Origin of the sequence: Nocardia sp. NPDC050408, from assembly GCF_044458905.1 — a bacterium.
Lineage (GTDB): Bacteria > Actinomycetota > Actinomycetes > Mycobacteriales > Mycobacteriaceae > Nocardia.
Genome location: NZ_JBITIL010000003.1, coordinates 1 through 24,503 on the forward strand (window position 1 = coordinate 1; position 24,503 = coordinate 24,503).

Annotated in this window: 23 protein-coding genes; 13 read left to right on the forward strand and 10 right to left on the reverse strand. The window is 64.1% G+C overall.

All coding sequences use genetic code 11. The features are described 5' to 3' along the window. Positions 1-9: 9 nt before the first annotated feature. Positions 10-3,756, forward strand: coding sequence for a type I polyketide synthase (locus ACIBJI_RS09725; RefSeq protein ID WP_397083766.1), 3,747 nt, complete (start codon positions 10-12; stop codon positions 3,754-3,756). Between the two features lie 70 nt (positions 3,757-3,826). Here ACIBJI_RS09725 and ACIBJI_RS09730 read toward each other — a convergent pair whose 3' ends face one another. Both ACIBJI_RS09730 and ACIBJI_RS09735 read right to left on the reverse strand, forming a co-directional pair. Continuing rightward, positions 3,827-4,582: an alpha/beta fold hydrolase gene (locus tag ACIBJI_RS09730; RefSeq protein WP_364350660.1), complete on the reverse strand. Its 756-nt coding sequence runs from the start codon at positions 4,580-4,582 to the stop codon at positions 3,827-3,829. A 268-nt stretch (positions 4,583-4,850) separates the two neighbouring features. Beyond that, a complete protein-coding gene (locus tag ACIBJI_RS09735; protein WP_364350657.1) occupies positions 4,851-6,554 on the reverse strand; it encodes an MFS transporter in 1,704 nt (567 codons plus the stop codon). 125 nt (positions 6,555-6,679) lie between these two features. Between ACIBJI_RS09735 and ACIBJI_RS09740 the strand changes: the two genes are divergently transcribed. Further along, the gene (locus tag ACIBJI_RS09740) at positions 6,680-7,570 is read left to right on the forward strand and encodes a sigma-70 family RNA polymerase sigma factor (RefSeq protein WP_396955615.1); all 891 of its coding nucleotides are present in this window, start codon (positions 6,680-6,682) and stop codon (positions 7,568-7,570) included. Positions 7,571-7,685: 115 nt separating this feature from the next. On the opposite strand, the gene ACIBJI_RS09745 is transcribed toward ACIBJI_RS09740, so the two are convergent. Genes ACIBJI_RS09745 through ACIBJI_RS09760 form a run of 4 tightly spaced genes read right to left on the reverse strand, consistent with a single transcriptional unit; the run spans position 7,686 to position 10,837 of the window. Continuing rightward, entirely contained in the window at positions 7,686-8,228 is a 543-nt protein-coding gene (locus ACIBJI_RS09745; RefSeq protein ID WP_396955616.1) for an AAA family ATPase, read from the reverse strand. 6 nt (positions 8,229-8,234) lie between these two features. Continuing rightward, the gene (locus ACIBJI_RS09750) at positions 8,235-8,732 is read right to left on the reverse strand and encodes a hypothetical protein (protein ID WP_364350649.1); all 498 of its coding nucleotides are present in this window, start codon (positions 8,730-8,732) and stop codon (positions 8,235-8,237) included. After that, positions 8,729-9,820 (reverse strand): MerR family transcriptional regulator, encoded by a 1,092-nt coding sequence (locus tag ACIBJI_RS09755; RefSeq protein WP_397083769.1) that lies wholly within the window; start codon positions 9,818-9,820, stop codon positions 8,729-8,731. Before ACIBJI_RS09755 ends, ACIBJI_RS09750 begins: the two co-directional genes overlap by 4 nt. Positions 9,821-9,865: 45 nt before the next feature. Then, on the reverse strand, positions 9,866-10,837 hold the full coding sequence (locus tag ACIBJI_RS09760) for a cation diffusion facilitator family transporter (RefSeq protein ID WP_397084227.1): 972 nt from the start codon (positions 10,835-10,837) through the stop codon (positions 9,866-9,868). Between the two features lie 302 nt (positions 10,838-11,139). On the opposite strand from ACIBJI_RS09760, the gene ACIBJI_RS09765 reads away from it, so the two are divergent. The 4 genes from ACIBJI_RS09765 to ACIBJI_RS09780 all read left to right on the forward strand — a co-directional run bounded on the left by ACIBJI_RS09765 (position 11,140) and on the right by ACIBJI_RS09780 (position 14,306). Beyond that, on the forward strand, positions 11,140-11,949 hold the full coding sequence (locus tag ACIBJI_RS09765; RefSeq protein ID WP_364350643.1) for an SAM-dependent methyltransferase: 810 nt from the start codon (positions 11,140-11,142) through the stop codon (positions 11,947-11,949). A 24-nt stretch (positions 11,950-11,973) separates the two neighbouring features. Then, the gene (locus tag ACIBJI_RS09770) at positions 11,974-13,254 is read left to right on the forward strand and encodes a sensor domain-containing diguanylate cyclase (protein ID WP_364350640.1); all 1,281 of its coding nucleotides are present in this window, start codon (positions 11,974-11,976) and stop codon (positions 13,252-13,254) included. 28 nt (positions 13,255-13,282) lie between these two features. Continuing rightward, positions 13,283-13,630, forward strand: coding sequence for a GNAT family N-acetyltransferase (locus ACIBJI_RS09775; protein WP_396955972.1), 348 nt, complete (start codon positions 13,283-13,285; stop codon positions 13,628-13,630). Between the two features lie 175 nt (positions 13,631-13,805). Beyond that, positions 13,806-14,306: a CGNR zinc finger domain-containing protein gene (locus ACIBJI_RS09780; protein ID WP_364350637.1), complete on the forward strand. Its 501-nt coding sequence runs from the start codon at positions 13,806-13,808 to the stop codon at positions 14,304-14,306. A 62-nt stretch (positions 14,307-14,368) separates the two neighbouring features. Here the strand turns inward: ACIBJI_RS09780 and ACIBJI_RS09785 are convergent, their stop codons facing one another. The 3 genes from ACIBJI_RS09785 to ACIBJI_RS09795 form a co-directional block, all read right to left on the reverse strand. Continuing rightward, a complete protein-coding gene (locus tag ACIBJI_RS09785) occupies positions 14,369-14,767 on the reverse strand; it encodes a hypothetical protein (protein WP_364350634.1) in 399 nt (132 codons plus the stop codon). A gap of 36 nt (positions 14,768-14,803) precedes the next feature. Further along, a complete protein-coding gene (locus ACIBJI_RS09790) occupies positions 14,804-15,583 on the reverse strand; it encodes a hypothetical protein (protein ID WP_396955620.1) in 780 nt (259 codons plus the stop codon). A 673-nt stretch (positions 15,584-16,256) separates the two neighbouring features. Further along, positions 16,257-16,523 carry a hypothetical protein gene (locus ACIBJI_RS09795; RefSeq protein WP_364350628.1) on the reverse strand — a complete coding sequence of 89 codons (267 nt, stop codon included), beginning with the start codon at positions 16,521-16,523 and terminating at the stop codon, positions 16,257-16,259. A 239-nt stretch (positions 16,524-16,762) separates the two neighbouring features. Here ACIBJI_RS09795 and ACIBJI_RS09800 point away from each other — a divergent pair, with 239 nt between their 5' ends. The 7 genes from ACIBJI_RS09800 to ACIBJI_RS09830 all read left to right on the forward strand — a co-directional run bounded on the left by ACIBJI_RS09800 (position 16,763) and on the right by ACIBJI_RS09830 (position 23,633). Further along, entirely contained in the window at positions 16,763-17,845 is a 1,083-nt protein-coding gene (locus ACIBJI_RS09800; RefSeq protein WP_397083772.1) for a sugar ABC transporter substrate-binding protein, read from the forward strand. Positions 17,846-17,921: 76 nt separating this feature from the next. After that, on the forward strand, positions 17,922-18,692 hold the full coding sequence (locus ACIBJI_RS09805) for an ATP-binding cassette domain-containing protein (RefSeq protein ID WP_364350622.1): 771 nt from the start codon (positions 17,922-17,924) through the stop codon (positions 18,690-18,692). Further along, the gene (locus tag ACIBJI_RS09810) at positions 18,689-19,930 is read left to right on the forward strand and encodes a sugar ABC transporter permease (RefSeq protein ID WP_397083774.1); all 1,242 of its coding nucleotides are present in this window, start codon (positions 18,689-18,691) and stop codon (positions 19,928-19,930) included. Before ACIBJI_RS09805 ends, ACIBJI_RS09810 begins: the two co-directional genes overlap by 4 nt. Before the next feature lie 27 nt (positions 19,931-19,957). After that, a complete protein-coding gene (locus ACIBJI_RS09815; protein ID WP_364350616.1) occupies positions 19,958-21,151 on the forward strand; it encodes an ROK family protein in 1,194 nt (397 codons plus the stop codon). A gap of 270 nt (positions 21,152-21,421) precedes the next feature. After that, entirely contained in the window at positions 21,422-21,886 is a 465-nt protein-coding gene (locus tag ACIBJI_RS09820) for an Rv3235 family protein (protein ID WP_364350613.1), read from the forward strand. Between the two features lie 394 nt (positions 21,887-22,280). Beyond that, positions 22,281-22,919, forward strand: a complete 639-nt coding sequence (locus tag ACIBJI_RS09825; protein WP_364350610.1) for a class I SAM-dependent methyltransferase — start codon at positions 22,281-22,283, stop codon at positions 22,917-22,919. A 3-nt stretch (positions 22,920-22,922) separates the two neighbouring features. Continuing rightward, positions 22,923-23,633, forward strand: coding sequence for a haloacid dehalogenase type II (locus tag ACIBJI_RS09830; protein WP_364350607.1), 711 nt, complete (start codon positions 22,923-22,925; stop codon positions 23,631-23,633). 1 nt (position 23,634) lies between these two features. Here the strand turns inward: ACIBJI_RS09830 and ACIBJI_RS09835 are convergent, their stop codons facing one another. Further along, positions 23,635-24,489 carry an SAM-dependent methyltransferase gene (locus ACIBJI_RS09835; RefSeq protein WP_364350604.1) on the reverse strand — a complete coding sequence of 285 codons (855 nt, stop codon included), beginning with the start codon at positions 24,487-24,489 and terminating at the stop codon, positions 23,635-23,637. Positions 24,490-24,503 lie beyond the last annotated feature (14 nt).

A 24,503-nucleotide genomic window follows, 5' to 3' on the forward strand; every position in this document is an offset into this window, starting at 1 on the left:
ATGGAGCCGATGTTGGCTGAGTTCGCGACGGTGATCGAGGGTTTGGTGTTCAACCGGCCGAGTATCGCGTTGGTGTCGACGGTGACTGGTGTGCGTGTTGTCGATGAGATGTGTGATGTGTCGTATTGGGTGGGTCAGGTTCGTGAGGCGGTGCGCTTCGCTGATGCGGTTGTCGCGATGGCGGGTATGGGTGTGTCGAGGTTCGCCGAGGTCGGGCCTGATGCGGTGTTGACCCCGATGATCACCCAAACCCTCGACACCGCAACCACAATCGCTTTGACCAGACGCCACAACGCGGACCCATCGACCGTGTTGACCGGCCTCGCCCGGTTGCACGTCGCGGGTTCGACGGTGGATTGGACCAGGTACTACGCTGGTTCCGGAGGCGCGAAGACAGATCTGCCGACGTACAGCTTCCAGCACCGCCGCTTCTGGGTCACGGGTCAACCGCAGACAGGAGAGGCATCCGCGCTCGGCCTACGGTCTACCGAACACCCGATGCTGGGTGCATTGGTGGCGCAGCCGGAGGGCGGGGGCGTCAGACTCACCGGCCGCCTGTCGACGGTCACCCATCCCTGGTTGGCCGATCATGACGTGCTCGGCACGGTGCTGCTGCCTGGCACCGGGTTCGTCGAACTGGCCATGCACGCCGGAGACCAGGTCGACTGTCCAGAACTGGAGGAGCTCACGCTTCGGGCGCCGCTGGTGTTCGAAGGGCATGGCGGAGTACAGATCCAAGTGATAGTCGGTGACAGTGATGAGACCGGTCGCCGACGGCTCGACATCTACTCGCGTAAGGACCACGACGATCCGGCAGTCGCATGGACACACCATGCGCAAGGCAGTGTGCACCCGGGCAAGGAGACCGACGAGCCACAAGACTGGGCTGACTTTGTTCAGTGGCCACCGTTCGGTGCCATAAAACTGGAGTTGGATGGCGCCTACGATGAACTCGCCGATCACGGATACAACTACGGGCCCGCTTTTCAAGGGCTGCAAGCCCTTTGGCGCCGCGGCGAAGAACTCTACGCTGAGGTCGCACTGCCCGAGCAGGTCTCGACTCGAGGCTATGGCCTACATCCAGCCCTGTTCGATGCGGCGCTGCACGCATTGACCGTCGCCGGTTCGCGGAGCGTGGACGAACATGCCGAGCGGCAGACCCTCGTTCCATTCACCTGGTCTTCGGTGCGTTTACACGCCGAAGGCGCGCGGCGGGTGCGGGTTCGGTCGACCGTGCTGAATCAGGGTGAAGTCACCCTGGCAATGGCCGATTCAAGTGGCGCGCCATTGCTGTCCGCGCGGTCCCTCACGTCGCGCCCGTTGTCCGTCGAACTGCTATCGGCCGCAACCCTGTCCTCGAATGACGCGCTGTACGAGCTCATTTGGCGGCCCGGTCCGGAGCTGCGATCGGTGGCGGGAGTCGCCTGGGCCGAGTGGGGCGCGGCGGAGTCGGCCTCGGTCTTGCTCTTCCGGGCCCCGGTCGAAGGTGTGGACGTGCCGGTCCAGTTGCGCACGGCTCTGCACCGCACGCTCGGTGCCGTCCAGCAGTTCCTCAGCGAAGAACGGTACGCCGCAAGCACTTTGGCTGTGGTCACCGGCGCCACGGGCGACCCGGCTCAGGCGGCGGTGTGGGGTCTGGTGCGTGCGGCGCAGGCGGAGAACCCGGGGCGGATCGTGCTCGTCGAGGCCAGCGAAGCGGCAACGACGGATCATCTTGTAGCCGCGGCGCTGACAGGCGAGCCGGAACTGGCTGTCCATGCGGATGGAACACGGGTGCCGCGGCTCATTCGCGCCGCGTCGCCCGAATCTAAGCGGCGGATACCTTGGGATTCCGAACGGACCGTCCTGATTACCGGTGGTACCGGCGGGGTCGGTCGCCACATCGCCAAGCACTTGGTGAGCGAGCACGGTGTGCGATACCTGCTGTTGGCGGGCAGACGCGGACCGGCAGCCGCCGAGGATCTCATCGCGGAACTCAGTGCTCTCGGTGCCGAGGTTCGCGTATCTGCCTGCGATGTCACAGATCGTGACGCACTGCGTGATCTGCTTGCTTCGATACCCGCGGAGCATCCGTTGGGTGCGATCGTGCACGCGGCGGGCGTTGCCTACAACGGTCTGGTCGATACCTTGACGCCGGAGCAGATCGACCATTCGCTCGGCGCCAAGGCCGATGCCGCATGGTACTTGCACGAGCTCACCCGCGAAGCCGAGCTGTCCGCCTTCGTCATGATCTCGTCGGTGGCAGGTTCGATACTGCCCGCAGGCCAGGGAGGTTATGCGGCGGCCAACGTGTTCCTCGACGCTCTTGCGACGCACCGTCACGCCGAAGGCTTGCCGGCCACTTCGCTCGCCTATGGCATGTGGGACATCGCAACCGGACTTTCGCAGTGGCTCGGCGAGGTGGACCGGCAGCGTATGCGTCGCCAAGGTTTCACGCCGCTGACTGCCGATAAAGCACTCGAATTGTTCGATGCCGCATCGACTACCGAGCGTCCGGTGCATGTACCGGTCGAGATCGACCTAGCTGTCCTGCGCGCTCGGGACTCGGTGCCTGCGCTGCTCAGCGACTTGGCCAAGAAGACCGGGCGTCGGCCGAGCAGCAGAACGCAGGACGGGACAGCGCTTCGCAGGCATCTGACGCACCTGTCCGATTCCGAACAGGAGCGGTGGCTTCGGATGCACATACTCGAGAACGCTGCCCGTCTGCTGGGGCATGAGAGCGCCGAGGCTCTCGACCCCGAGCGGGACTTCCTCGAATCGGGGTTCGACTCACTGGCTGCCATGGAGTTGCGAAGTGCCCTCAATGCTTCCACCGGTCTGACGCTGTCGACCGCTGCGATCTTCGATCATAAGACGCCGGCGGCACTGGCCCGATACCTGCAAAAGGAGCTCAACACAGACTCACAGAAGGGCAATAGTCAAGTCGGCGAAGACGACTCGCTGTACGGGATGTTCCGTGGCGCGGTAGAGAACGGCCAGGCTCGTAACGGCTTTGCTCTGCTGAGGGCGGCGGCGGAACTACGTGAGCAGTTCTCTTCGGCCGACGAACTGGACCGATTGCCGGTGCCGTCACGACTGGCTTCGGGTTCTGTTCTGCCCCGCATCATCTGCCTCAATCCGCCACTGGCCACCGGTGGCGCGCATCAGTACGCCCGCATCGCATCGCATCTGCGAACTGCCCGCGACGTCGTGGTCCTGCCGCTGATCGGCTTCGGTGCGGGCGAGCCACTGCCAGCTACGCCGACGACGGCATTGGAAGGAGTGGCGCGCTGCCTGCTCGAGGCAGCGCAGGGAGAGCCGTTCGTACTACTCGGATATTCCTCGGGCGGCCTGCTGGCTTACCTCGTCACGGAGTTCCTGGAAGCCACCGGCCGCCCAGTGCCTGCTGGCCTGGTCATGTTGGACACCTACAGGATCCACGATGACGGCGATTGGCTGCTTCGGGAGATGGCAGAACACATGGTGTCGAACGAAGCTACGTTCGGTCGCTTCGACCAGGCTCGGTTGACTGGTATGAGCCGGTATGTGCAGCTGCTGCGCGAGATGGTGCCCGGCTCCATCGTCACGCCGACCTTGTTCGTCCAGTGTGTCCAGTCATTCCTGGGAAGCTCGTCGGATCGTGTGGACTGGCAGGCTCAACCGTGGGATTCGCAAACCGTTGTGTCGGTGCAGGCGGATCATTTCACGATGCTGGAGGACGGCTCAGTGGATGTTGCGGAAGCGATCGAGGGCTGGCTCGAAAAGGGTATGAGCTAGCAGTAGTAACGACTGGGTGAGCGAATGCTCACCCAGTCGTGGCTCCACCAAAATCCGCGACGACGCTCGTCTAGCTCAACAGCGCTTGTGAGCTGTGCTCGCGGATCAGCTGCGCGACGGGGCGGCGATTCGCATCGAGAAAGAAATGACCGCCTGGAAATGCTTTCGCGAGGAAGCTACCAGAGGTGTGCGAACTCCACGCCTCTACTTCCGTGAAACTTGCATCGGGGTCGCGATCGCCGACAATTGCCACCATGGGGCAGCTGACTGTCGCGTCCGGAGTGCACTCGTAAGTCTCGATAGCTCGGTAGTCGTTTCTGACGGTCGCCAGGATCATTTCTCGGAATTCAGGATCCTCGAGCAACGCCGATGGTGTGCCGCCGACGCTCAGTAATAGTTCACATATTTCTGGATCGCTCATCAGGTGCACTTGTTCGGAGTGCGTCGACGACGGGGCGCGTCGACCGGAGGCGAAGAGGACTCTCGCGGTCGCTCCTAATTCCTGCTCGAGCCGTCGGCAGGCTTCAAAAGCTACGACAGATCCCATGCTGTGGCCGAATATGGAAAAATTCTCGGCACCCTCAACCGTTTCTATCAGTTCAGGAAGTACGCCATCGACGAGGTCTGAAATATTATCGATGAGCGGTTCATGTCTTCTGTCCAGTCGTCCGGGATACTGGACAGCAAGAACGTCATATTCTGATCCCATGCACCCGGCCAATGGCCCGAAGGATATGGCGGAGCCACCGGCGTGAGGAAAGCAGATCAATTTATGGGACCCATTCCCCGGGGACGTGGACAGGCGACGTAGCCAGCTATTGCCCATATGGTAGAGAGCCTTTCGTTGGATTCAGCGAGACTGCCTCGAACAGGCGAAATAAATCCGAGCCGTCAACAACGAATATGTGACTCATGGACCAGGGGCATCGGAGCGGAGTGCATTCAACGAACATACCCGCCATGGGTGTATAGGCGGAGGCCGCCCTGGCTATGTGGAATTGGTGGTTTCGGCGCTGGCACTATTGCGGGTGCCCGACCGGATGGCTGGCTTCTTGCGGCCAGAGCCATGCGTTGCGGCGGCTGTCCGCGCCGTCTCAGTGTATGGCATCCGATGCAACCGAATCCCTACCGGGCCAACTTGTTTCGGATGCTGTGGTCAACCGCCGCGGCAGCGCGAACACTCCTGCGGCGACGGCGATCAGAATGCCGATGGCCCAGCACAGCGTTTGTGCGAAGGTGCGAGACATATTGTGCGCGTTGGCTTCTCGCCCGGCTCTGGTGAGTGCTTGCTGTAGTGGATCGGGTTGTCCGGATCGGGGCTGGCAGCTGGACGGCACGGCGGTGGGGTCGGTGGCGGTGGAGCGATCGTGTACGCAGGCGCGGAACTGACCAAGTATCTGGTCTCGAGCGGTGGCGGGGATATCCAGGTTGGTGAGCTGCTGTTGGAGCGTGGGGATGGTGGCAGTGGTGCCGTGGCCGGAGGTGTTGTCGAGTTGGGTGAAGAAGAACACTCCGGCCAGCGCGACACCGAGCGCCATGCCGACCTGCTGAATGGTCGACAACTGTCCGGACGCGGACCCGGCATCATGGCCGGGAACTCCGGAAAGGATCAGGTCGACTGTCGGTGCGACGAAGAGTCCGAACCCGAATCCGCTGATCGCGAGGGGTGCGAACATCCGCACGGAGGTGATGCCGGAGCCGTAGTGCGCGGCCAGATAGAGGTAGAGCCCGAACCCGGCGGCGTTGATCATCGCGCCCGCGAACAGCACCATCCGCCCGTAGCGCGGCACAAAAACCTGCACGCTGGATCCGGCTCCGGCCGCAGCGGCCACCGCGAAAGGCGATGCGCTCAGCCCGGCCCGCAGCGGCGTCCAGCCGAGCCCCGCTTGCAGATATAGCGTCCACACCAGGAAGTAGCCGCCGAGAGCGATCCAGAACAACAGCCACACAGCCATACCTACACTGAATGTGCGCTCCCGGAACAGATTCAGCACCACCAGCGGCGATCCGACGGTCGCGGTCCGGCGTCGCTCGAAGGCGACGAATGCCACAAGGACCAGCGCGGCGGCGGCGATCAGCGCGAAGGTCCAGACCGGCCAGCCGAGGGTGCGTCCCTCGGTCAGTGGGTATGCCAGCAGCAGGACCGCGCCGATCGCGAGGACGGTGCCGATCGGATCCAATCGATCCGCCGTGGCCGAGCGGGACTGCCGCACCAGCACCATCGCCGCGGGAATCGCGAGCATTCCGACAGGCACATTGACCAGGAAGATCGGCCGCCACGCCCAGTCGAAAAGGTTGGCCTGCACCAGGATTCCACCCACGATCAATCCGGCCACCGATGCCGAGCCGAGCACACCGCCCCAGATTCCGAGCACCTTCCCGCGTTCATCGGCGGGGAACGATACGTGCATGATCGCCAGGATCTGCGGGATCATCAGCCCGGCCGTCGCGCCCTGGACTATTCGTGCGGCGATCAGCCACGCCGGGTCCGGGGCGATCCCGCATGCCAGCGATGCGAGCGTGAACAGGGTCAGGCCGACAAGCAGGATAGTTTTGCGACCGACCAGGTCGCCGAGTCGGCCGCCGGTGATCAGCAACGCCGCGAATCCGAGCAGATAACCCGACACCACCCACTCCAGATCCGCGTAGGGTGCGTTCAGATCGCTTTGGATCGTCGGCAGCGCCACATTCACGATCGTCACATCGAGCAGGTCCATGAACCCGGCCACCAGCAATACCACCAGTGCGAGCCAGCGCCGTCGATCCGGTGTCGGGCGCAGTTCGGATGTCGTGCGCATCAGTTCGCCCTTCTGTCCAAGAGGGGGCCGCGGGCGTGTCATGTCACCGCGGTTTCGTCCGTCATAGATATGACGGAGCACGACCCGTCGACATGACACGCGAATCGGACGGAAGGAGATCGCCGATGTCCGAGGAGACCCAGTGGCTCGCGCAGCGCTTCGAAGACCACCGCGCCCACCTCGGCGCGGTCGCCTACCGCATGCTCGGATCGGCGAGCGAGGCGGACGACGCCGTGCAACAGGCATGGCTGCGACTCGACCGCGCCGACACCGAAAGTGTGCGCAACCTGCGGAACTGGTTGACCGCGGTCGTCGCCCACATCTGCCTGGATATGTTGCGGGCCCGCAAAGCCCGCCGCGAAGACCCGGTCGGCGCGCTACCGACCGAGTTGCCCGCCATCCCCGCGGACAGCGTGGATCCGGAGGAAGAGGCGGTGCTGGCCGACTCGGTCGGGCTCGCATTACTGGTCGTGCTCGACACCCTTACTCCGGCTGAGCGACTGACTTTCGTTTTGCACGACCTGTTCGATCTGCCGTACGCCGAACTCGCGCCCATCCTGGGACGTACGCCAGCCGCTGCCGCACAACTGGCTGCCCGCGCCCGCCGCCGTGTCCGTGGCGCGCCCCTGGCCGAGACCGACCGCATCGCCGATGAACGTGTGGTCGTCGATGCCTTCCTGCGGGCCGCCCGTAGCGGTGACTTCGATGCGCTGATCGCCGTACTCGACCCGGACGTCGAACTGCACGCCGATGATGTCGCTGCCCCCAGCGGACACCCGATCCGCATGAGTGGCGCTCGCCGCGTCGCCTCCAGCGCCCTGATGTTCTCCAGCCAGGCCCCCTACACCCGTCCCGCCCTCATCAATGGCCACATGGGCCTGGTCGTTGCCCCCGGCGGAAACCTGAACCTCCTTCTGGCCTTCACTATCACCGACCATCGGATAGCCACCATCGAGATCATCGCCGACCCGAACCGTATCGCTGACATGTCTCTCGCCGTTCCTGATGAGACGTAGGTCCGCGGACTCCGGAACAGTTCGTCGGGCTGATGACCTGGCAGGAATTCGATTTCGCTGTCGTGTTCGCGACGGCATGCCCGCCCGAGCGACCGCATTCGGCCTAGGAGATCGGTCATCCGTGGCCGTTGACGAATGCCACGATCTCATCGAGTCCAGGTCGATACCCGTCCGTCGTGTCGACCTCTATCGTCGGCACATCCAGCGATATACGGTCGAACACGCGGTGGACGTCGGATGCAACAGTGCCCGGCCCGGAATGTGCTCGCCGCAAAGGGTTTTCGCGCTGACGTCGATGAATTCGCGCCATCGCGATGCCAGGCTCTACCTCGCACTGCACCACTCGCATCGCGGCGAGACCACGTAGCGGCTCGAGCCCCGGCCGCCACAGGCGATCTTGAAATGCCGCCTCCGCTACCACTGTGACGCCCGCTCGCAACAACAGCTCCAGCACACTGAAGAACGTCGGCAGTGTGCGAAGACTCGACTCGTCGCCGGGCTTTGCCGCGAAATCCGGCCGCCCGTGCACCATGCCTTCCTTTATTTCGTCCCGGCAGATCGCGGGGCACCCCACCTTGGCGGCCAGCGCATGCGCGAGTGTTGTCTTACCGGCGCCCGGCGGTCCGCTCACGACAACGAGGGTGGGCAAGCGACTCATGGGCAGCTACCCGCGTCCATTTGGAGCGGAGACACGTCGAGCGGTAGTTCGCATCCGAATCGCTTCGGCGACTTCATCAATGGCGGTGCGGATCATTGCCCCGTAACCGTCATCGCCGAGCGTATCCACACACCCTCGCGCCGCGTCGATCTCGCACTGCGCCGCAGCGAATGACCCGAGCCGCCGATAGTTGTCCGCCAGATTCAAATGCAGCGACGGGTAGAAGCCCCGCACATCCAGACTCGCATCGTGCCGATGCAACCGTTCATCGGTCAGACTGTCCGCCGCGTCCAGCGCCCGAACATCCCAGCAAAGCGCCTGTGCCGCATCGTCATACAGATCCGCGAGATAGTGCGCCAATGTGCACCGATGCAATGGATCACCCTGCGGACCGAGCGTCGCCCATATCCCGAGCAGCGCCTCCCGCGCAGCGTCCGGCGAGCCTGTTCGCCCGAGCTCGACCGCCTGTGTGATGGCGGCCATGGTTTCACCAGCGGGATTCATGCGCCACACTCCTTCGAATTCGTAATGGCAGTCGGCATGACGAGCGTGGTCAGCTCACCGTCCGTCGCGGAACGAACGATCACCGGTGCGTTGGCCGCAGCGATATCGAGCATGATTTCCGGACCGATCGCACTCGCCAATGCGGGTCGTAATGTCTTGGGGGAGAAGGCAAGTTCGATACCCGGTCCGGTAACCACTGCCGGAATGTGCAGGCGTGCGAGTAACTCGGGATAGCCAGGCGAACCAGGCCTGAGTTGCCCATTGCAGCTCACAACAAGACCGGACCGATCGACGGCGAAGCCAACCGGCGCCGCGCCGCCCGCCTCGAGCGCTGCGAGCAGCGCACTTCGCCCCGCCACCACCCGTGTCCGAACCGTACCCAGCCCCGCCAACATCGCCTGATAGTCCGGAAACGCCGCATCGATGGTCCCGCACCGGCGCTCGGAGCCGCGACCGGTCACAACGAGCCCATCGTCCAGAGCACGCACAGTCACCTCATCCAATTCCCGCAGCCAGGAACCGATTCCACCCAACTCGCCCGCATCGACAACCACCGACCACGCCCCACCCGGCCGCACCGGCACCATCGCCCGCGTCGACAGCCGATACCGATCCGTAGCCGTCAACGTAACCGAATCCGCACGCGACTCCACCAAAACCCCAGACAGCACTGGTATTTCACGATCCAGAGCGGCCGCCGACCGTACCTGCTCGATGGCCGCCGCCAACACCGCGGCGGATACCACCGCGCCCGCCCCGACCTCCTCTTTGATCACCCGCGCAACCGCAGCCGCATCCCGGGCTCGCCGCGCAAGTTCCGCCACATGGTCGTCGAGCAGCCGCCCGGCCCGCGTCCCGTCCCCGTTCAAAATCTCCGAAACAACATCCAATGGCACCCCGATTCCCCGCAGCCGCCGAATCATCACCCCGCGATCGACCTGCGCGTCGCTGTAGTACCGATATCCGGTCACCTCATCCACCCGAACCGGAACCAGCAACCCGCAATCGTCATAAAACCGCAGCGCACTGGCCGTAAGCCCACAGGCCCGCGCCAACCCGCCAATCGTGATCAACCCATCGCCCGCCACCCGCTCATCATGGAGTCTCGGGTAGGTCGAAGGTCAAACGGGCGATCAGGACCGGTGCACCGGCCCGTGCGCATCGGCGCAGTGCGCATCGTCGGCGGAGACCTCCAGATCCGACGAGTGGTCCACTTGCAAAGTCGTATGCTCCAACCCGAATTCGTCGTGCAGCACGGTCTCGATCATCGAACGAATCGCATGACAGTCGGCAGCGTCGTCGACGAGGACATGCGCCGACAGCGACGCCTGTCCAGAGGTGATCTGCCAGACGTGCAGGTCGTGGACCTCGGTTACCTGCCGGACCGCCACGATGCGCGCTCCGATGGCGTCGGGATCGAGATGAGCGGGCGCGGCCTCCAGGAAGATCCGCCCCGACTCCCGCACCAAAGACCAGCCCGCCTTGATCATCAATGCCGCGACGACCAGCGCCGCGATCGCATCTGCGCGGGCGAACCCGGCCAGCCACACCACCGCGCCCGCGATAGCGGTTCCGATGAAGGCGTAGAGGTCGTTGAGGATGTGCTGGAACGCGCCCTCGACATTCAGGCTGGTCCGGTTGGCCCGGCTGATGCTCCACGCGGCGGCGATATTCACCACGATCCCGACCAGCGCCGTGATCAACACGAGCGGCCCTTCGACATCCGGCGGATTGATCAGCCGATTGATGCCCTCATACACGAACCACGCCGCAAGCAGCAGCAACGTGATCCCATTCGCCTGCGCCGAAAGGATCTCGACCCGCTTGAACCCGTAGGTGTATCGCCCATGGGCCGGACGTCGAGCCAACCGGATCGCGATCATCGCGAGCACGATCGAGGCGGCATCGGTGAGCATGTGCGCGGCGTCGGAGATCAGCGCGAGCGATTGCGCCAGCAGGCCGACCACCACCTCCGCCACCATGAACGCGACGATCAAGCCGAGCGCGATGGCCAGCCAGCGCGGATTCGAATCCGCCGAGACGCCGTGGTCGTGGCTGTGGCCGTGTTTGTCCGAATGGCCGGAGTGTGCGTGGTCATGATCCATGTGCTCAGCCTCGCCGACCACCGCTGCCGACCGCTTCGGCGACACGCACTGCTCGCCCATAGCCGAACGCTCCTTCCGCTTGATATTGCTGCCGTCCGACAGCGTAGTCGATGTTGCACTCATGCGCATGTGTGAATATGAATCGCCGCTCGAAGGCCCAGGTCAACAGTGGCGAATTCGTGATCATTCGGACCGACCGGCCCGACTACTATGCGGACTGCACCATTCGGTGATCAACAACGCGGTATCCGGCGGTGCGGACCTGGATGGGTTGGTCCGGTGGTGAATGCAGAGGGGATGCGATGGACAGGCCTGCGTGGGCGCCCGAGGGCGTGGATATGCAACAGGCGAGCCCGGCACGGATGTATGACGCCTTGCTGGGCGGCTCACACAATTTCGAGATCGATCGCAAAGCCGCCGAGGCCGGCAAACAACTGGTGCCCGACCTGCCCCGTCTGGCGCTGAGCAATCGGGCTTTCCTGCGCCGTGCGGTCCGCTTCCTGGCCGACCAGGGGGTGCGTCAGTTCCTCGATATCGGTTCGGGCATTCCGACGGCGGGCAATGTGCACGAGGTCGCACAGTCCATTGATCCGGAGATTCGCGTGCTCTACGCCGATATCGATCCGGTCGCGGTCGCCCACGCCCGCGCGATTCTGGTGGACAACGACAAGGTCGCCGCCATCGAAGCCGACCTGCGCAAGCCCGATGAGCTGCTCGCCCGAGTCCGCGAGACCGGCCGCATCGATTTCGCGCAACCGGTCGGGGTGTTGCTGGTTGCGGTGCTGCACTTGGTATCCGACGAAGAGCTGCCGGTCGAGAAGGTTTCCGCGCTGCATGCGGCTGTCCCCACCGGAAGCTACGTCGCGATCTCACACCTGACATCGGAGCTGCGCCCCGAGGACGCGGGCAAGCTCGGTCGCAATGCGGCCGATGTGACCCGCGTCGGCATCCACTTCCGCTCGAAGGACGGTATCTGCGCGATGTTCGACGGGTGGGAGCTGGTCGAGCCCGGTGTCGTCGAGTTACCTGCCTGGCGGCCGGAATCCGAACGCGACCTATACGAGACGCCGGGCCGATCGCTCGGCCTGGCGGGCGTCGGCCGGAAAGTCTGACCGGAGCCGTGGCAGGGGGTTCGTGTGGGGACGCGTGAGCTGGCGATGCGATGGGCGGATGCGCTCGACGGCGCTGTCGCTCCGATCATCACCCGAAGCCAAATCGAAACTCTGCTAGCGGAACTCGCCGATGTGCTGATCGCGGCCCTGCGCGGGACGCGGGAGGTCACGGTTGCCCAGGACGCCGCCGCGGTGCTCGTCACGGCGAATTATCGTGACCAGATCGCCGTCAGCCGTTCGGTTCTGGTTATCTGCCGGGATATGGTTCGTGAAATCTGCCCCACCGGAACCGAATCCGATTACGTGCCAGTTCGCGAGCGTGCGATAGTTGTCGCTGCCGAGTTCGCCGCGGGTTTCACCTCTGCGCTGCGGAACGCGGCATTAGGGGAGCAGGAAACCACACTCGCAGCGGCGTTTTCGGCCGCGCAGGAGGCCGAGGTGCGAAGGCAATTGTCGGAGGCCAGGTTCGAAGCGGTCTTCGCGGGAGCGTCGGTTGGGATCGGGACTGTCGACGTCACCGGTCGGGTACTGGAGGTGAACGCGGCCATGGCCGATATGCTCGGACTACCCGCGGCGATGATGCCCGGTCGGTCGGTCGCCGAATTGCTCGGTCCCGCGAATATCGGTGACGCATATGCCAATTTGGAGCACCTACTCAGCGGTCGGACCGACCGCTTCCGTCTCGAAACCGACCATCTCCGCCGCGACGGCACCATCACCAGCATCGACCTGTCCATGTCCGCGGTCCGCGACAGCAGTGGGCGGGTCCGCTTCCTGATCGGTGTCGCCGTCGACGTCACCGAACGCAAACAACTGGCCGACCAGCTGTGGCACGATGCCAACCACGACAGCCTGACCGGCTTGCCCAATCGTGTCCTGTTCTTCAATCGACTGGCCAATGCCATTCCACCAGTTGGTGTTTGCTATCTGGACCTCGACGGCTTCAAGGAAGTCAACGATGTGTGGGGGCATACGATAGGGGATCGGGTGCTGCGCGACGTTGCCCAGCGGCTTCGGCAATCCGCCGAATCCGTCGGCGGATTGGTCGCGCGAATCGGCGGCGACGAGTTCATCGTACTCGTCGAGAAGTGCACTGGCACAGAGCAATTGGAAGCAATTTCCGCGCTGCTGCTCGACGGGCTCGGCACGCCGATCCAGGTGGGCGGGCGGCCCGTGGTCGTAGGCGCCAGCATCGGAACGGTTTTCGCCGAAGACCGCCCCACCGATATCGACGAAATGATGCACGCCGTCGACACCGCGATGTACCGCAACAAGGCCATGGGAGGACGCCGGCTCCGGCATTAGCTACCAACGGGCGGCCGACACCGGCCGGATCTATGGGATCCGGTTGGAGGGCAAGTTGGTCGGCAGCGTCCTGTTCCGGACGATGGTCCTCGCACTCGGCGTCGCCGAAGCGGGCTGCTGGCTGGAGCCCTCGGCCGCGGGCCGTGGCCTGGCGACCCGGACCGCCCGCGTGATCATCGACTGGGCAATCCAGGAGCGCGGCATCCACCGCGTGGGGTGGCTGGTCGCGTCACCGAATCATCCCGGCATCGCCGTGGCTCGGCGGTTGGGAATGACCGAAGACGGTGTGCTGTGGGAGTTTTGCCCGCCTCGTGGGCAGCGGCTCGATGTGGAGGTCTGGTCAGTGTCGGCTCCGGAGTGGCGGGCGGGCAGCTAGGCCCATCGTGCTGGTCCCTGCCAGCGCCACCACGGAGCCGTGCTCGCTGATCAGCCACCGCCCGCAGATGCAACGCAGGTAGCTGATGGCGCCGTGCGACGACACGAGGGTAGGCGACGACCAGGAGCAAGACGGGCAGGTAGCGATCATGCATCCAGCCTGATGTAATGACTTAGTGCATTTCAACCCTTACGGAGGCGCGGCGGCCGAACTCGCCGCCCGACTGGTGAACGCGGACCCGCGGCAAGATCTGTTGCAGCTACTCGCCGATTCCGGATACAAGCCGCTCGGCACCCTCAACATCCGGCAGACCGCCGAGCTGCGCCGCTGGATCGCGCGGCTCGACGAGGTCTTCACCGAACCGAGCGTCGAGTTGCTCAACTCCCTATTGGCCGAAACGACCAGCCAGCCCTACATCTCCACCCACGACGGCCGCGCGCCGCACCTGCACTACGCCCGAGAGGACGCTCCGACCGATGAGCGCGTCAAGGCGTACACCGCGGCCGGGCTCGCGGAGCTTTTCTGCGAGGATCCCGGCCGCATCGGACGTTGCGCTCGCGAAGGGTGCGGCATTGTCTTCGTCGACACCTCACGCAACGGCAGGCGCAGATACTGTTCGACCCGCTGTTCGACCCGCGTGCACGTCGCCGAGCACCGAACCCGTCGCTCCGCCTGATCTTGGGCGAGCGGCTGACCGCATTCTGCTGGCGATCGCGTCCCCGTCGGCAAAGGATCCGCCTAGGCCTGGAGGTTGATCCGCTCCCACGACAGTGCCTCCCGCCACCCCGGCCGCTGAGAAGCCCAGTCCTGCACCACTTTCACTACCAACTCGAAGGCGGGCGAGTATGCACTGTCCCACGGCGCCGTATCGTGCACCGTGGCTCGGAAATGTTGATCGGGCCCGCCGTCGCGGTATTCGATGAAGTATCCGTGACCATCCTCCGGATCCACTTGGTCATCCATATGAACCTGGATGTAAAAGTGGCCGAGCGGCACCAGATTCGGGCGTTCGACAATGATGTACGGATACCTGAAGTTCATGTCGGCGAGCAGGTCGTGCACGGCTTCGTCGGACGGATTGTCGACCGCACGATCCGGAGCCGCGCTCGTCGCCCTGACTTCAACCATTTCGTTCATGCCATGCATTCTTGCCGAATTCTCCTGGGACTCGGATCAGTCCCGGAGCCGCACCGGCAACGCCTCCAATCCATGAGACCGCCATGATGCCCGATACTCCAGCTCGGATTCCGGCACAGCCAGGCGCACTCGCGGATACCGAACGAACAACTCCGGCACCACCGCGTCGACGATCAGATCGCTGACCTGTGCGCCCAGGCAATAGTGGGGTCCGCGCCCGAACATCAGGCTCGGTCGCCCATTGCGGGCAGGATCCGAATCGGCACCGAATACCGACAAGAGCACGGTGTCGCCCTTGGGGATGATCTGGTCGCCAATCATCAAGTCGCTGACGGCGAATCGCCGAATCGCGAACGGCAGCGGATTGGCAGCCTCCATCAACTCGCCACGCCGAGCCATCCAGTCGTCTGGTACATCAGCGGCCAAGAGCGCGGCAAATATGTTGCCGCACAAATGAACCACATTCTCCAGGCCGGCCAGCATCATCAGAAACGCCAGCGAAATCAGCTCATCCTCGGACAGGAGGTCCGCATCGGCACGTGCCCACACCCATCCACTGATCAGATCATCGCCCGGCTCGTCGCGTTTGGACCGCACCAGGCTTGTGAATGTCCCTGCCAGCCATTCGACCGCCTCCGCCAGTCGGCTGGCGGACTCCTTCGACGCAGTGTCGAACGTCACCATCGCGGTAGCGGCATCGCGCAGCGCGTCATGCCGATCAGCTGGCACACCGAGCAGTTCACCGATCACGAGTGCTGGCACCGGAACGCAGAGCTGATTCAGTAAATCGACTGTGCCACTGACCGTTTCGTCCATCGTACGAAACGTGGCGGCGCTGATCCGCTGAACTACCTCCCGAAGCGAATCGGCCGACCTCCGCGAGAACGCGGGCGCAGCGAGCCGCCGTATCCGAATATGCTCGGCACCATCCAAATTCAGCAGATTCCGATCCAACGCACGCGGCAACGAAAACCCCGAATACCCACCCCCTGAATACCGCTTATCCACACTCAGCCGCACATCGCCCAACAGCCCCGCTACCTCGTCATACCCACTGACGACCCAAACCGGCTGCCCTCCAGGAAGTTCGGCCCTGCGCACCGCCCCACGCCATGCACCGTGCTCACGCCACCGATTTCGACCAGAGACCCCAACAGGACATCTATCCACCGCAACTCCTCACGACCGTCCACTCCGAGGATATTGCGCCGGACAAGCCTGGAACGTTCCCGCCCCAGGCTCCGGCCACGTCACGAAGCACGTACCGTTCATCGACTTGGTCGCCGAGAGAACTCGAGGGGATGCGCCAACGGAGCTTGTTGGTTGTTGAAGACGGTGGGCCCTCGCCGTTCGCTGATTACGAATCGCTGCCGAGTCGCGGCTTCCGGTATGCGCTCGGGGTGCCGTCGGGGCCGAATTCCGGGCCGGCGAAGCCGGTGGGGTGGTCATCGGGTTCGTAGAGGAAACGGAGCACGGTGCCGTTTCGGGCTCACACCGCGCCTTGATCGGATTCGGGGCGCGGCACTGGCCCTCCGTCATCACCGAGCTTTCGGGTTGCGGCCTCGAGGAGGCTTGGATCCGCGTAGATCTCGGCGGTGTGGCGCCATTCGACGAGTAGCTGGGAGACCGGCGCGAGGTTGTCGATCGAAACCGATGCTTGCAAGGTCGAGACCAATTGTCGGAGGAGGTCTTCAACCGCGCTCCCGGGCAGGAACGTCGTCCATGGAAGCGCCGAGGGGAGGATCCTGCGCAGCATCGGAGGGCCTCCCCGCATCGTGCACGAGCCCCGATAGGAGTCGCGCCGAGAGGTCGACCACTTCGTCATCCTGAGTGGCGCGTTCTGCGCTTGAAACCGGATTGTTATCGCAAACAACAAATATCTTTGCGAAACGGCTGTGCTTCGGCCCGCGGTGCAATATGTTGCATCGAACAACATTCGCTCTTGCTCGACTGCCCGGCTTGATCGGGCGGTGGTTCGACGAAAGGCTCACCCTCATGCGTAAGGGGATCCTCGGCATTGCGGCCGTATCGGTCGCGCTTCTCACCTCGCTCACTGCCTGCGGGGACGACAACAAAGACTCCGGGGGTGGGGGCGCCAAGATCGGGGTGATCCTGCCGGACAGCAAGACCTCCGCGCGGTGGGAGACGGCGGATCGGAAGTATCTGCAGGCGGCGTTCGACGCGGCGGGGATCAAGGCGGATATCCAGAACGCGCAGGGGGATAAGAACGCCTTCCAGACCATCGCGGATCAGATGATCACCAATGGCGCCTCGGTGCTCATGATCACCAACCTCGACAGCGGGACCGGCAAGGCCGTGATCCAGAAGGCGAAGTCGCAGGGTGTGACCGTAATCGATTACGACAGACTGACTCTCGGCGGCGGGGCACCGTTCTATGTGTCGTTCGACAATGTCAAGGTCGGCAAGTTGATGGGGGACGGGCTGGCCAAGTGCCTCACCGATAAGAAGGCCGTCAATCCGATCATCGCGTATCTGAATGGTGGCCCGACCGATAACAACGCGACGCTGTTCAAGAACGGCTACGACAGCGTGCTCAAGCCGAAGTTCGACTCGGGTGAGTATGTGAAGGGGCCGGATCAGGCGGTGCCGGAGTGGGATAACACCAAGGCGGGCACAATTTTCGAGCAGATGCTCACCGGCACACCGAATCTCGGCGGCGTGGTCGCAGCCAACGACGGGCTCGGCAATGCCGCCATCGCGGTGCTGAAGAAGCAGAAGCTGAACGGCCAGATCCCGGTGACCGGCCAGGATGCCACGGTCCAGGGCTTGCAGAACGTGCTCGCGGGCGATCAGTGCATGACCGTCTACAAGGCCATCAAGTTGGAAGCCGATGCTGGTGCGAAGTTGGCGATCGCACTCGCGAAGGGTGAGAAGGGCGAGGCGAACAGCACCGTCGACGATCCGGAAGCTAATGCGAAAGTGCCTGCGGTGCTACTGGAACCGAAGGCCATCTTCAAGGACAACGTGAACGATGTTGTCGCGGATGGCTATGTCACCAAGGCCGAGCTGTGCACCGGCGAATTCGCCAAGCTCTGCGCGGATAACGGGGTCCGCTGATCGTGTTACCCCGCCCCTTCCGCGATTCGATGAGGGGACCGCGGAAGGGGCGCCCCCAACTTGAGGAGCTGCACCCATGCCGGATACCCCGGTCATCGAATTACGCGGGATAGAAAAGAGTTTCGGTCCCGTCCACGTCTTGCACGAGGTCGCGTTCTCCGCGTACTCGGGTGAGGTGACGGCGCTGGTCGGCGATAACGGCGCGGGCAAGTCCACCCTGGTCAAGTGCATCGGCGGCACCCACCCGATCGATTCGGGTGAATTCCTGTTCGAGGGCAGGCCGGTGCGTGTGCACAGTCCGCGTGAGGCAGCCGACCTCGGCATCGAGATCGTGTACCAGGATCTCGCGCTCTGCGACAACCTCGACATCGTGCAGAACATGTTCCTCGGCCGGGAGAAGAAGCACGGCCTGGTCCTCGACGAGTACGGGATGGAGGAGCTGGCCGGAAAGACTTTGGCGGGCTTATCGGTTCGGACGGTTAAGTCGGTGCGACAGCAGGTGGCAAGTCTGTCCGGCGGTCAGCGTCAGACGGTCGCGATCGCGAAAGCCGTGCTGTGGAACAGCAAGGTGGTGATCCTGGACGAGCCGACGGCCGCGCTGGGTGTCGCGCAGACCCAGCAGGTGCTCGAGTTGGTTCGCCGACTGGCCGACAAAGGCCTTGCGGTGGTGTTGATTTCGCACAATATGAACGACGTTTTCGCGGTCTCGGATCGGATCGCAGCGCTGTATCTCGGACGTATGGCGGCCCAGGTGCGCACCGCCGACGTGACGCACGCGCAGGTCGTCGAACTGATCACCGCCGGTCGCAGCGGAAGTCTCGGCCTCGGAAATGGAGCAAGTGTATGAGCGCCGTGGTTACGGATAAGTTGGAGGCCACGTCCTCGCCGGCGATCGAGCTGGTCAACACGTATATCGGGCGGGTGCGCAGCGGGAATATGGGTGCGCTGCCGTCGATTATCGCGCTGGCGGTGCTGTCGGTGGTGTTCTGGATCGCGCGGCCGGTGTTCATGACGCAGGGCAATTTCGCGAATCTCTTAACCCAGGGCGCGGCCATCGCGGTGATCGCCATGGGGCTGATCTTCGTATTGCTACTCGGTGAGATCGATCTGTCTGCCGGATTCGCCAGCGGTGTGTGTGCAGCGGTGCTCGCGGTACTGCTCACCGATAGGGGATGGCCTTGGTACGCAGCGATTCTCGCCTCGCTGCTCACTGGCGTCGCGATCGGGCTGACCATCGGCTCGATCGTGGTGAAGATCGGAATCCCTTCGTTCGTGGTGACATTGGCGGCGTTCCTGGCATTGCAGGGTGTCGCGCTGAAGATCATGGACAACGGACGAAATATCTCGATCCACGATGAGACGATCGTCGCGATCGCAAATAAGAATGTGCCGCCTTGGCTCGGCTGGGTCATGTACGCGGCGTTGCTGGCCGGATTCGCGGTAATCCAATACCGAAAACTGCGCGCGCGTACCAAGCTCGGTCTCACCGGTGAGACCGCGCCGGTGATCGCGTTGCGGATCGCGGCGGTTGCCGTGGTGGCGGGTGCGGCGGTGCTGATTCTCAATGACGAGCGCAGTCGCAATCCGGCGATCAACTCGCTCAAGGGCATGCCGATCGTGGTGCCGTTGATCGTTGCGCTGCTACTGCTTTGGACGTTCGTGCTCAACCGCACCTCGTTCGGCCGACATATCTATGCGGTCGGCGGCAGTGCGGAAGCGGCTCGGCGGGCGGGCATTCCGGTCGATCGGATCAAAATCTGTGCCTTCGTGCTGTGTTCGACAATGGCCGCGGTGGGCGGGCTGATCGCGGCATCACGGGCCAACTCCGTGGATCCGAATACCGGCGGCAGCGATGTGTTGCTGACCGCTGTCGGAGCGGCCGTGATCGGCGGTACAAGTCTGTTCGGTGGGCGTGGGCGGATGCTCGACGCGGTGCTCGGTGCGGCGGTGGTCGCGGTGATCAATAACGGAATGGGCCTGATGGGCTACAGCGCGGGCACCAAATTCGTTGTGACAGGATTCGTGCTGCTGTTGGCAGCGGGAGTGGATGCGCTGTCGCGCAAGCGTGCGTTGCCAGGAAGTTGACCGAGAACCGGGAGGAGGTTCGCCCGAATGAGAGCTGCACCTTCCCCGGACGAGATCCGGCGGCAGAACCTTGCCGTGCTGCTGCGGCATGTCCACTCGAGCGGACCCATGTCGCGGACGGCACTCGCCGAGCGGATGGGGCTCAATCGCAGCACCATTCTGGCGCTGACCGCCGACCTCGCCGCGGCCGGTCTGGTCAGCGAGGAGCTGCCGGGGCAGACGGGGAAGGCAGGGCGGCCGTCGTTGGTGGTGCGGCCGGAATCGGAGCGGGTTTATGGGGTGGCGCTGGATGTCGGGGCGGATCGGCTCGCGGTGGCCCGGGTCGGGTTGGGCGGGGTGATTCTCGATCGTCGGGAAACACGCCGTCCCAGCGGCGCATTCGATCCGAATGATGTGATCGGTGCGCTGGTGGATCTCGCGGAGAACATGATTCGCGGGTCCGGGCCCGAGACCATGTGTGTGGGTGTGGGAGTCGCGTTCTGCGGGATGGTGCGTGAGCAGGACGGGGTCGTTCGGTACGGGCCGAATATCGGGTGGGTGGATGTGCCGGTCGGGGCGAGGCTTTCGGAGCGTCTCGGGTTGCGCGTCGTGGTCGGCAATAATGCCAACCTCGGTGCGCTCGCCGAACGTGAGCGGGGTGTCGGCGTCGGGGTCGCGGACATGATCTATCTGCACGGCGAGGTCGGTATCGGAGGCGGAATCATCATGGGCGGCAAGCTGCTCGGTGGTGAGGGCGGTTATGGGGGCGAGGTCGGGCACATGATCGTCAATCCGGGTGGGCGGGCGTGCACGTGCGGGTCGCATGGTTGTTTGGAGGCCGAGGCGGGGGAGCTCGCCTTGATCGCGGCTGCTGGGCGGACGGATCTCACCGGGCGTGCGGCTGTGGAGGCGATTGTGGATGCCGCCGCGCGTGGTGATGCCACTGCCCGAGATGCGTTGCACCAGGTTGGGGATTGGCTCGGATATGGCGTTGCGAACCTGGTCAATATTTTCAATCCGACGATGATTGTGTTCGGTGGTGTGCTCCGTGAGATATATCTCGCCTCCGCTGCGCAGGTCCGAAGCCGGCTTGCAGTGAACGGCCTGCTCGCGGTCCGTGAGCGGGTTCGCCTGCGCACCTCTGCCCTCGCCGACGATGCCCCTCTGGTCGGTGCCGCCGAACTCGCCTTCGCCGACGTCCTCACCGACCCGCTGCAAACCCTCGCCCGCATCTCCACCTGACTCGTATCAAGATCAGGTGGAATATGTGCGGGCATCGGCCGACTTGGGCCTGCTCCACCAGTGCCACCTGACCTTGATTGTGTTGACGCCAGAGCGGTCGCTTGGGTGGTTTACCTGCGGGGATATTCGTGGAATGCTGGCGCGGTCCGAGCTCGGGGGTAGTAGTTCGAACTCAATTGGGGGTGTTGCATGGAGAGACATCCGTCGGGGCTTTCGTATGCACCGAGGACTGAGCCGCCGTTGTTGCCGTACCGTGCGGCCGGGAGCCGCGTGGAATTCGAGGATCCGCCGCGTGCGTCACCGTGCCGCACGCCGTTATCGCGGAATGATCAGACCGGACGATCCGGCCCGCCGGGTGTGCGGCGGGCGCTCAGTGCCGGGCACGCAGAGTTGCCTCCGGTCGTCGAATTGGATTCGACGGCACAGCAATTCGTTGAGCGTGCGCTGCGGCTGGCGCTCGAGATACTCGACCACCGCCGCCCCGTCGCCCAACTCGCCGGAATGGCCACGCCCGCAGTGGTCTCCGCGGTCCGGACCATAGTTCGAGCCGACCTCGCACCAGGCCGAACGCTCGGTGTCGCCGTGCTCCAACGTGCGAGCCTCATGATGGTCGACGCCTCGACCGCGGAAGTCTTCGCCTCCTACGACCGCGGCCGCCAACACTTCGCCATCGCCGCCCGCATCGCCCGCACCCGCTCAACGGACTGGAAATTGACTGTCTTTCGGGTGCGGTAAATCCCAACGCGCAGCCAGTAGTCGCCACGGTGCGGACTTCGGTCCGTGCCGTGTCCGGACTGTTCCTGGCGTGTCGATGCAATGAATCCGCGGACGGGCATCGGGTGGGCCCCGCTGATGCCTAGTTCGCGACCGTCCGCGTCCGGCGCTGCGACGTGGATGTCTGCGGACGCGGGCTGCGGCATGTGCCCGGCTTGGCGGTGCTGTCCTTGCCGTCGGCGTCGGCGTATGTGTGGACGCTCGGCGGTGTGGGCGGCGCGTGCCTCCACAACGGACGCCGACTACGACGGGCGCAGCCACATTCGAGGTTCGCCTGCCCTGGGCGCGCCGCGGTCTTCCCGAGGCCGTTAGTCCACGGCGGGCGCGGGGTGCGGGCCGGAACTACGCTGGCTGGATGATCGGCACGCGACGCAGTTATGACCTGGTGGCCGAGCGTTATGCCGATGAGCTTGGGGACGAGTTGCGGGGTAAGCCGTTGGATCGGGGGATCTTGGGAGTGTTTGCCGAGCTCACCAACGGGGGTGTGGTTGCGGATATTGGTTGTGGGCCGGGGCATGTCGCGGCGTATCTCGCGGGACGCGCGGTGCGGGCGGTTGGTATGGATCTTTCGCCTGCGATGTGTTCGGTGGCGCGGCGGACCAATTCGGTGGCGGTTGGTGCTGCTGACATGACTGCGCTGCCGGTGCGGGCGCAGTCGTTGGCGGGGTTGGTTTGTCTGTACGCGGTGATCCATTTGGACGAGCAACAACGGGCGGCGGCCTATGCGGAGTTCGCGCGGGTGTTGCGTCCGGGTGGTCATGCGCTCATTGCATTTCACACCGGCGACCCGGACATTCCGATCGGCGGGGCCAAGAGGCTTACGGACTGGTGGGGCCATCAGGTTGACCTCACCTTCCATTACCTGGACCCGTCTGCAGAATCCGAAGCCTTGGCGACGGCTGGTCTGGCCCTCGAGGCGCGCCTGGACCGGGAACCGCATCCGGATGCCGAACATCCGAGTCGGCGCAGCTATCTGCTGGTCCAGCGCGTATAGGGAATGGTGCGAATTATGTTGCGGGCATTGCTTTTCGATGTGCAGGGTACGGCCACAGACTTTCATTCGACCGTCTGCGCCGAAGCTCGAAGAATCGGTGGTGCCCGATATCGCCACATCGATTGGCCCGGTTTCGTAGACCACTGGCGTGCCGAGTACTTCGCCGCCCTGCGGAAGGCGAAGCCCGACCGAGACAACTGGGTCACCGTGCATTCGGTCTACGCCAACACGCTGGATGGCCTATTGGGTGACTACGGGATCGACCTATCGCCCGACCGACGCGCGGATCTCACCCTTGCCTGGCAGCGACTCGAACCCTGGCCCGATGTGGTCACCGGATTAAACAGGCTCGCAAGCAAATTCACGATCGCAACCTTGTCGAACGCGGATGTCGCCGCCGTGGTGAATATGTCGAAGCGCGCCGGGCTGCCGTGGGATGCGGTGTTCACCGCCGAGATGGCGGGCGCGTTCAAGCCCGACCCCACGGTGTATCGCATGGCCGCAAGGTATCTGGGGCTGGAACCTTCCGAGATCATGATGGTCGCCAGCCACAAGTACGACATTCAGGCGGCGGGCGCACTGGGTTTCCGGACGGCCTTCGTCGCACGTCCGCTCGAGTTCGGCAAAGGTGGTGACGTGGACGTCTCTTTCGACGACGATTTCGACATCAACGCCACCGACTTCCTCGATCTCGCAGATCAACTCGACTGCTGATCTACCCGGTTCGCATGGCACACAGCACATGTGGCGCAACAGCAGAAGCCTTTCGCGGCGCGATACCGAGGTAGCCGGCGATGAGGTGGGGTGCGTCACGATCGTCGAGCTGATCGAATCCTGTCTCCAGCAAGATATTTGCGATCTCATCGGCAGTGAAGAAGCTCAGCCATGGCTCACCGATCGATGCCACCAGATCGGCGCGCGCGGTGCGATGATCCATCTCCTCGGGCGTGGATGCCGAAGCGGGATAGAGATAGTCGAAGACCAACCGCACCGGTGTCGCCTGGCCCGCGACGAACCGTAGGGTGTCCAGGATCGTGTCGCGAGTCAGGTACATGATGACGCCGAGCCAGACGAATACGGCCGGTCGAGTCCGATCGAATCCGGCCGCAGCCAATCCTGCTGCGAGCGTTTGGCTTTCGAAGTCGACCGGGGCGAAGGTCAATGACGCCGGGAGTTCGATGCCCGCCGAATCGAGCTGCTGCCGCTTCCATTCCTGGGTATCGGGATGATCGACCTCGAATACCCGCACATCCGGATGCGGGTTGCGATAGGCGAATGTGTCCAGTCCTGCACCGAGAATCACTACCTGCCGGGTGCCCGTCGCTACCGCATCGGCAACGGTGTCCTCGGCGAAGCGCGCACGGGCGGCCAGGAACAGACGGCGTCGGCGGCGTAGGTCCGAGTCGTCCTGAATCGTCGCGGTCTCCAGATCGGCCAGTTGACCGGGCGTGACTCCCGCGATTCGAACGGCCAGCGGATCGGTGAAGATGCGCGGCTCGCTCGCGATCTGGTGGTAGGCGCGCGCGTAGGCCGTGGCCAGGGCGGTGCGACTTGGCTGACCGAGTTGCATACGCCGAACCTACG

What these genes read in the sequence shown, in the direction of transcription:
- ACIBJI_RS09815 (WP_364350616.1), top strand. Translation starts at nt 19,958, where the DNA reads ATGAGAGCTGCACCTTCCCCGGACGAGATCCGGCGGCAGAACCTTGCC.
- ACIBJI_RS09825 (WP_364350610.1), top strand. Translation starts at nt 22,281, where the DNA reads ATGATCGGCACGCGACGCAGTTATGACCTGGTGGCCGAGCGTTATGCC.
- ACIBJI_RS09760 (WP_397084227.1), bottom strand. Translation starts at nt 10,837, where the DNA reads ATGGATCATGACCACGCACACTCCGGCCATTCGGACAAACACGGCCAC.
- ACIBJI_RS09810 (WP_397083774.1), top strand. Translation starts at nt 18,689, where the DNA reads ATGAGCGCCGTGGTTACGGATAAGTTGGAGGCCACGTCCTCGCCGGCG.
- ACIBJI_RS09830 (WP_364350607.1), top strand. Translation starts at nt 22,923, where the DNA reads ATGGTGCGAATTATGTTGCGGGCATTGCTTTTCGATGTGCAGGGTACG.
- ACIBJI_RS09745 (WP_396955616.1), bottom strand. Translation starts at nt 8,228, where the DNA reads ATGAGTCGCTTGCCCACCCTCGTTGTCGTGAGCGGACCGCCGGGCGCC.
- ACIBJI_RS09750 (WP_364350649.1), bottom strand. Translation starts at nt 8,732, where the DNA reads ATGAATCCCGCTGGTGAAACCATGGCCGCCATCACACAGGCGGTCGAG.
- ACIBJI_RS09735 (WP_364350657.1), bottom strand. Translation starts at nt 6,554, where the DNA reads ATGCGCACGACATCCGAACTGCGCCCGACACCGGATCGACGGCGCTGG.
- ACIBJI_RS09800 (WP_397083772.1), top strand. Translation starts at nt 16,763, where the DNA reads ATGCGTAAGGGGATCCTCGGCATTGCGGCCGTATCGGTCGCGCTTCTC.
- ACIBJI_RS09730 (WP_364350660.1), bottom strand. Translation starts at nt 4,582, where the DNA reads ATGGGCAATAGCTGGCTACGTCGCCTGTCCACGTCCCCGGGGAATGGG.
- ACIBJI_RS09785 (WP_364350634.1), bottom strand. Translation starts at nt 14,767, where the DNA reads ATGAACGAAATGGTTGAAGTCAGGGCGACGAGCGCGGCTCCGGATCGT.
- ACIBJI_RS09740 (WP_396955615.1), top strand. Translation starts at nt 6,680, where the DNA reads ATGTCCGAGGAGACCCAGTGGCTCGCGCAGCGCTTCGAAGACCACCGC.
- ACIBJI_RS09725 (WP_397083766.1), top strand. Translation starts at nt 10, where the DNA reads ATGTTGGCTGAGTTCGCGACGGTGATCGAGGGTTTGGTGTTCAACCGG.
- ACIBJI_RS09835 (WP_364350604.1), bottom strand. Translation starts at nt 24,489, where the DNA reads ATGCAACTCGGTCAGCCAAGTCGCACCGCCCTGGCCACGGCCTACGCG.
- ACIBJI_RS09790 (WP_396955620.1), bottom strand. Translation starts at nt 15,583, where the DNA reads ATGGACGAAACGGTCAGTGGCACAGTCGATTTACTGAATCAGCTCTGC.
- ACIBJI_RS09765 (WP_364350643.1), top strand. Translation starts at nt 11,140, where the DNA reads ATGGACAGGCCTGCGTGGGCGCCCGAGGGCGTGGATATGCAACAGGCG.
- ACIBJI_RS09795 (WP_364350628.1), bottom strand. Translation starts at nt 16,523, where the DNA reads ATGCTGCGCAGGATCCTCCCCTCGGCGCTTCCATGGACGACGTTCCTG.
- ACIBJI_RS09805 (WP_364350622.1), top strand. Translation starts at nt 17,922, where the DNA reads ATGCCGGATACCCCGGTCATCGAATTACGCGGGATAGAAAAGAGTTTC.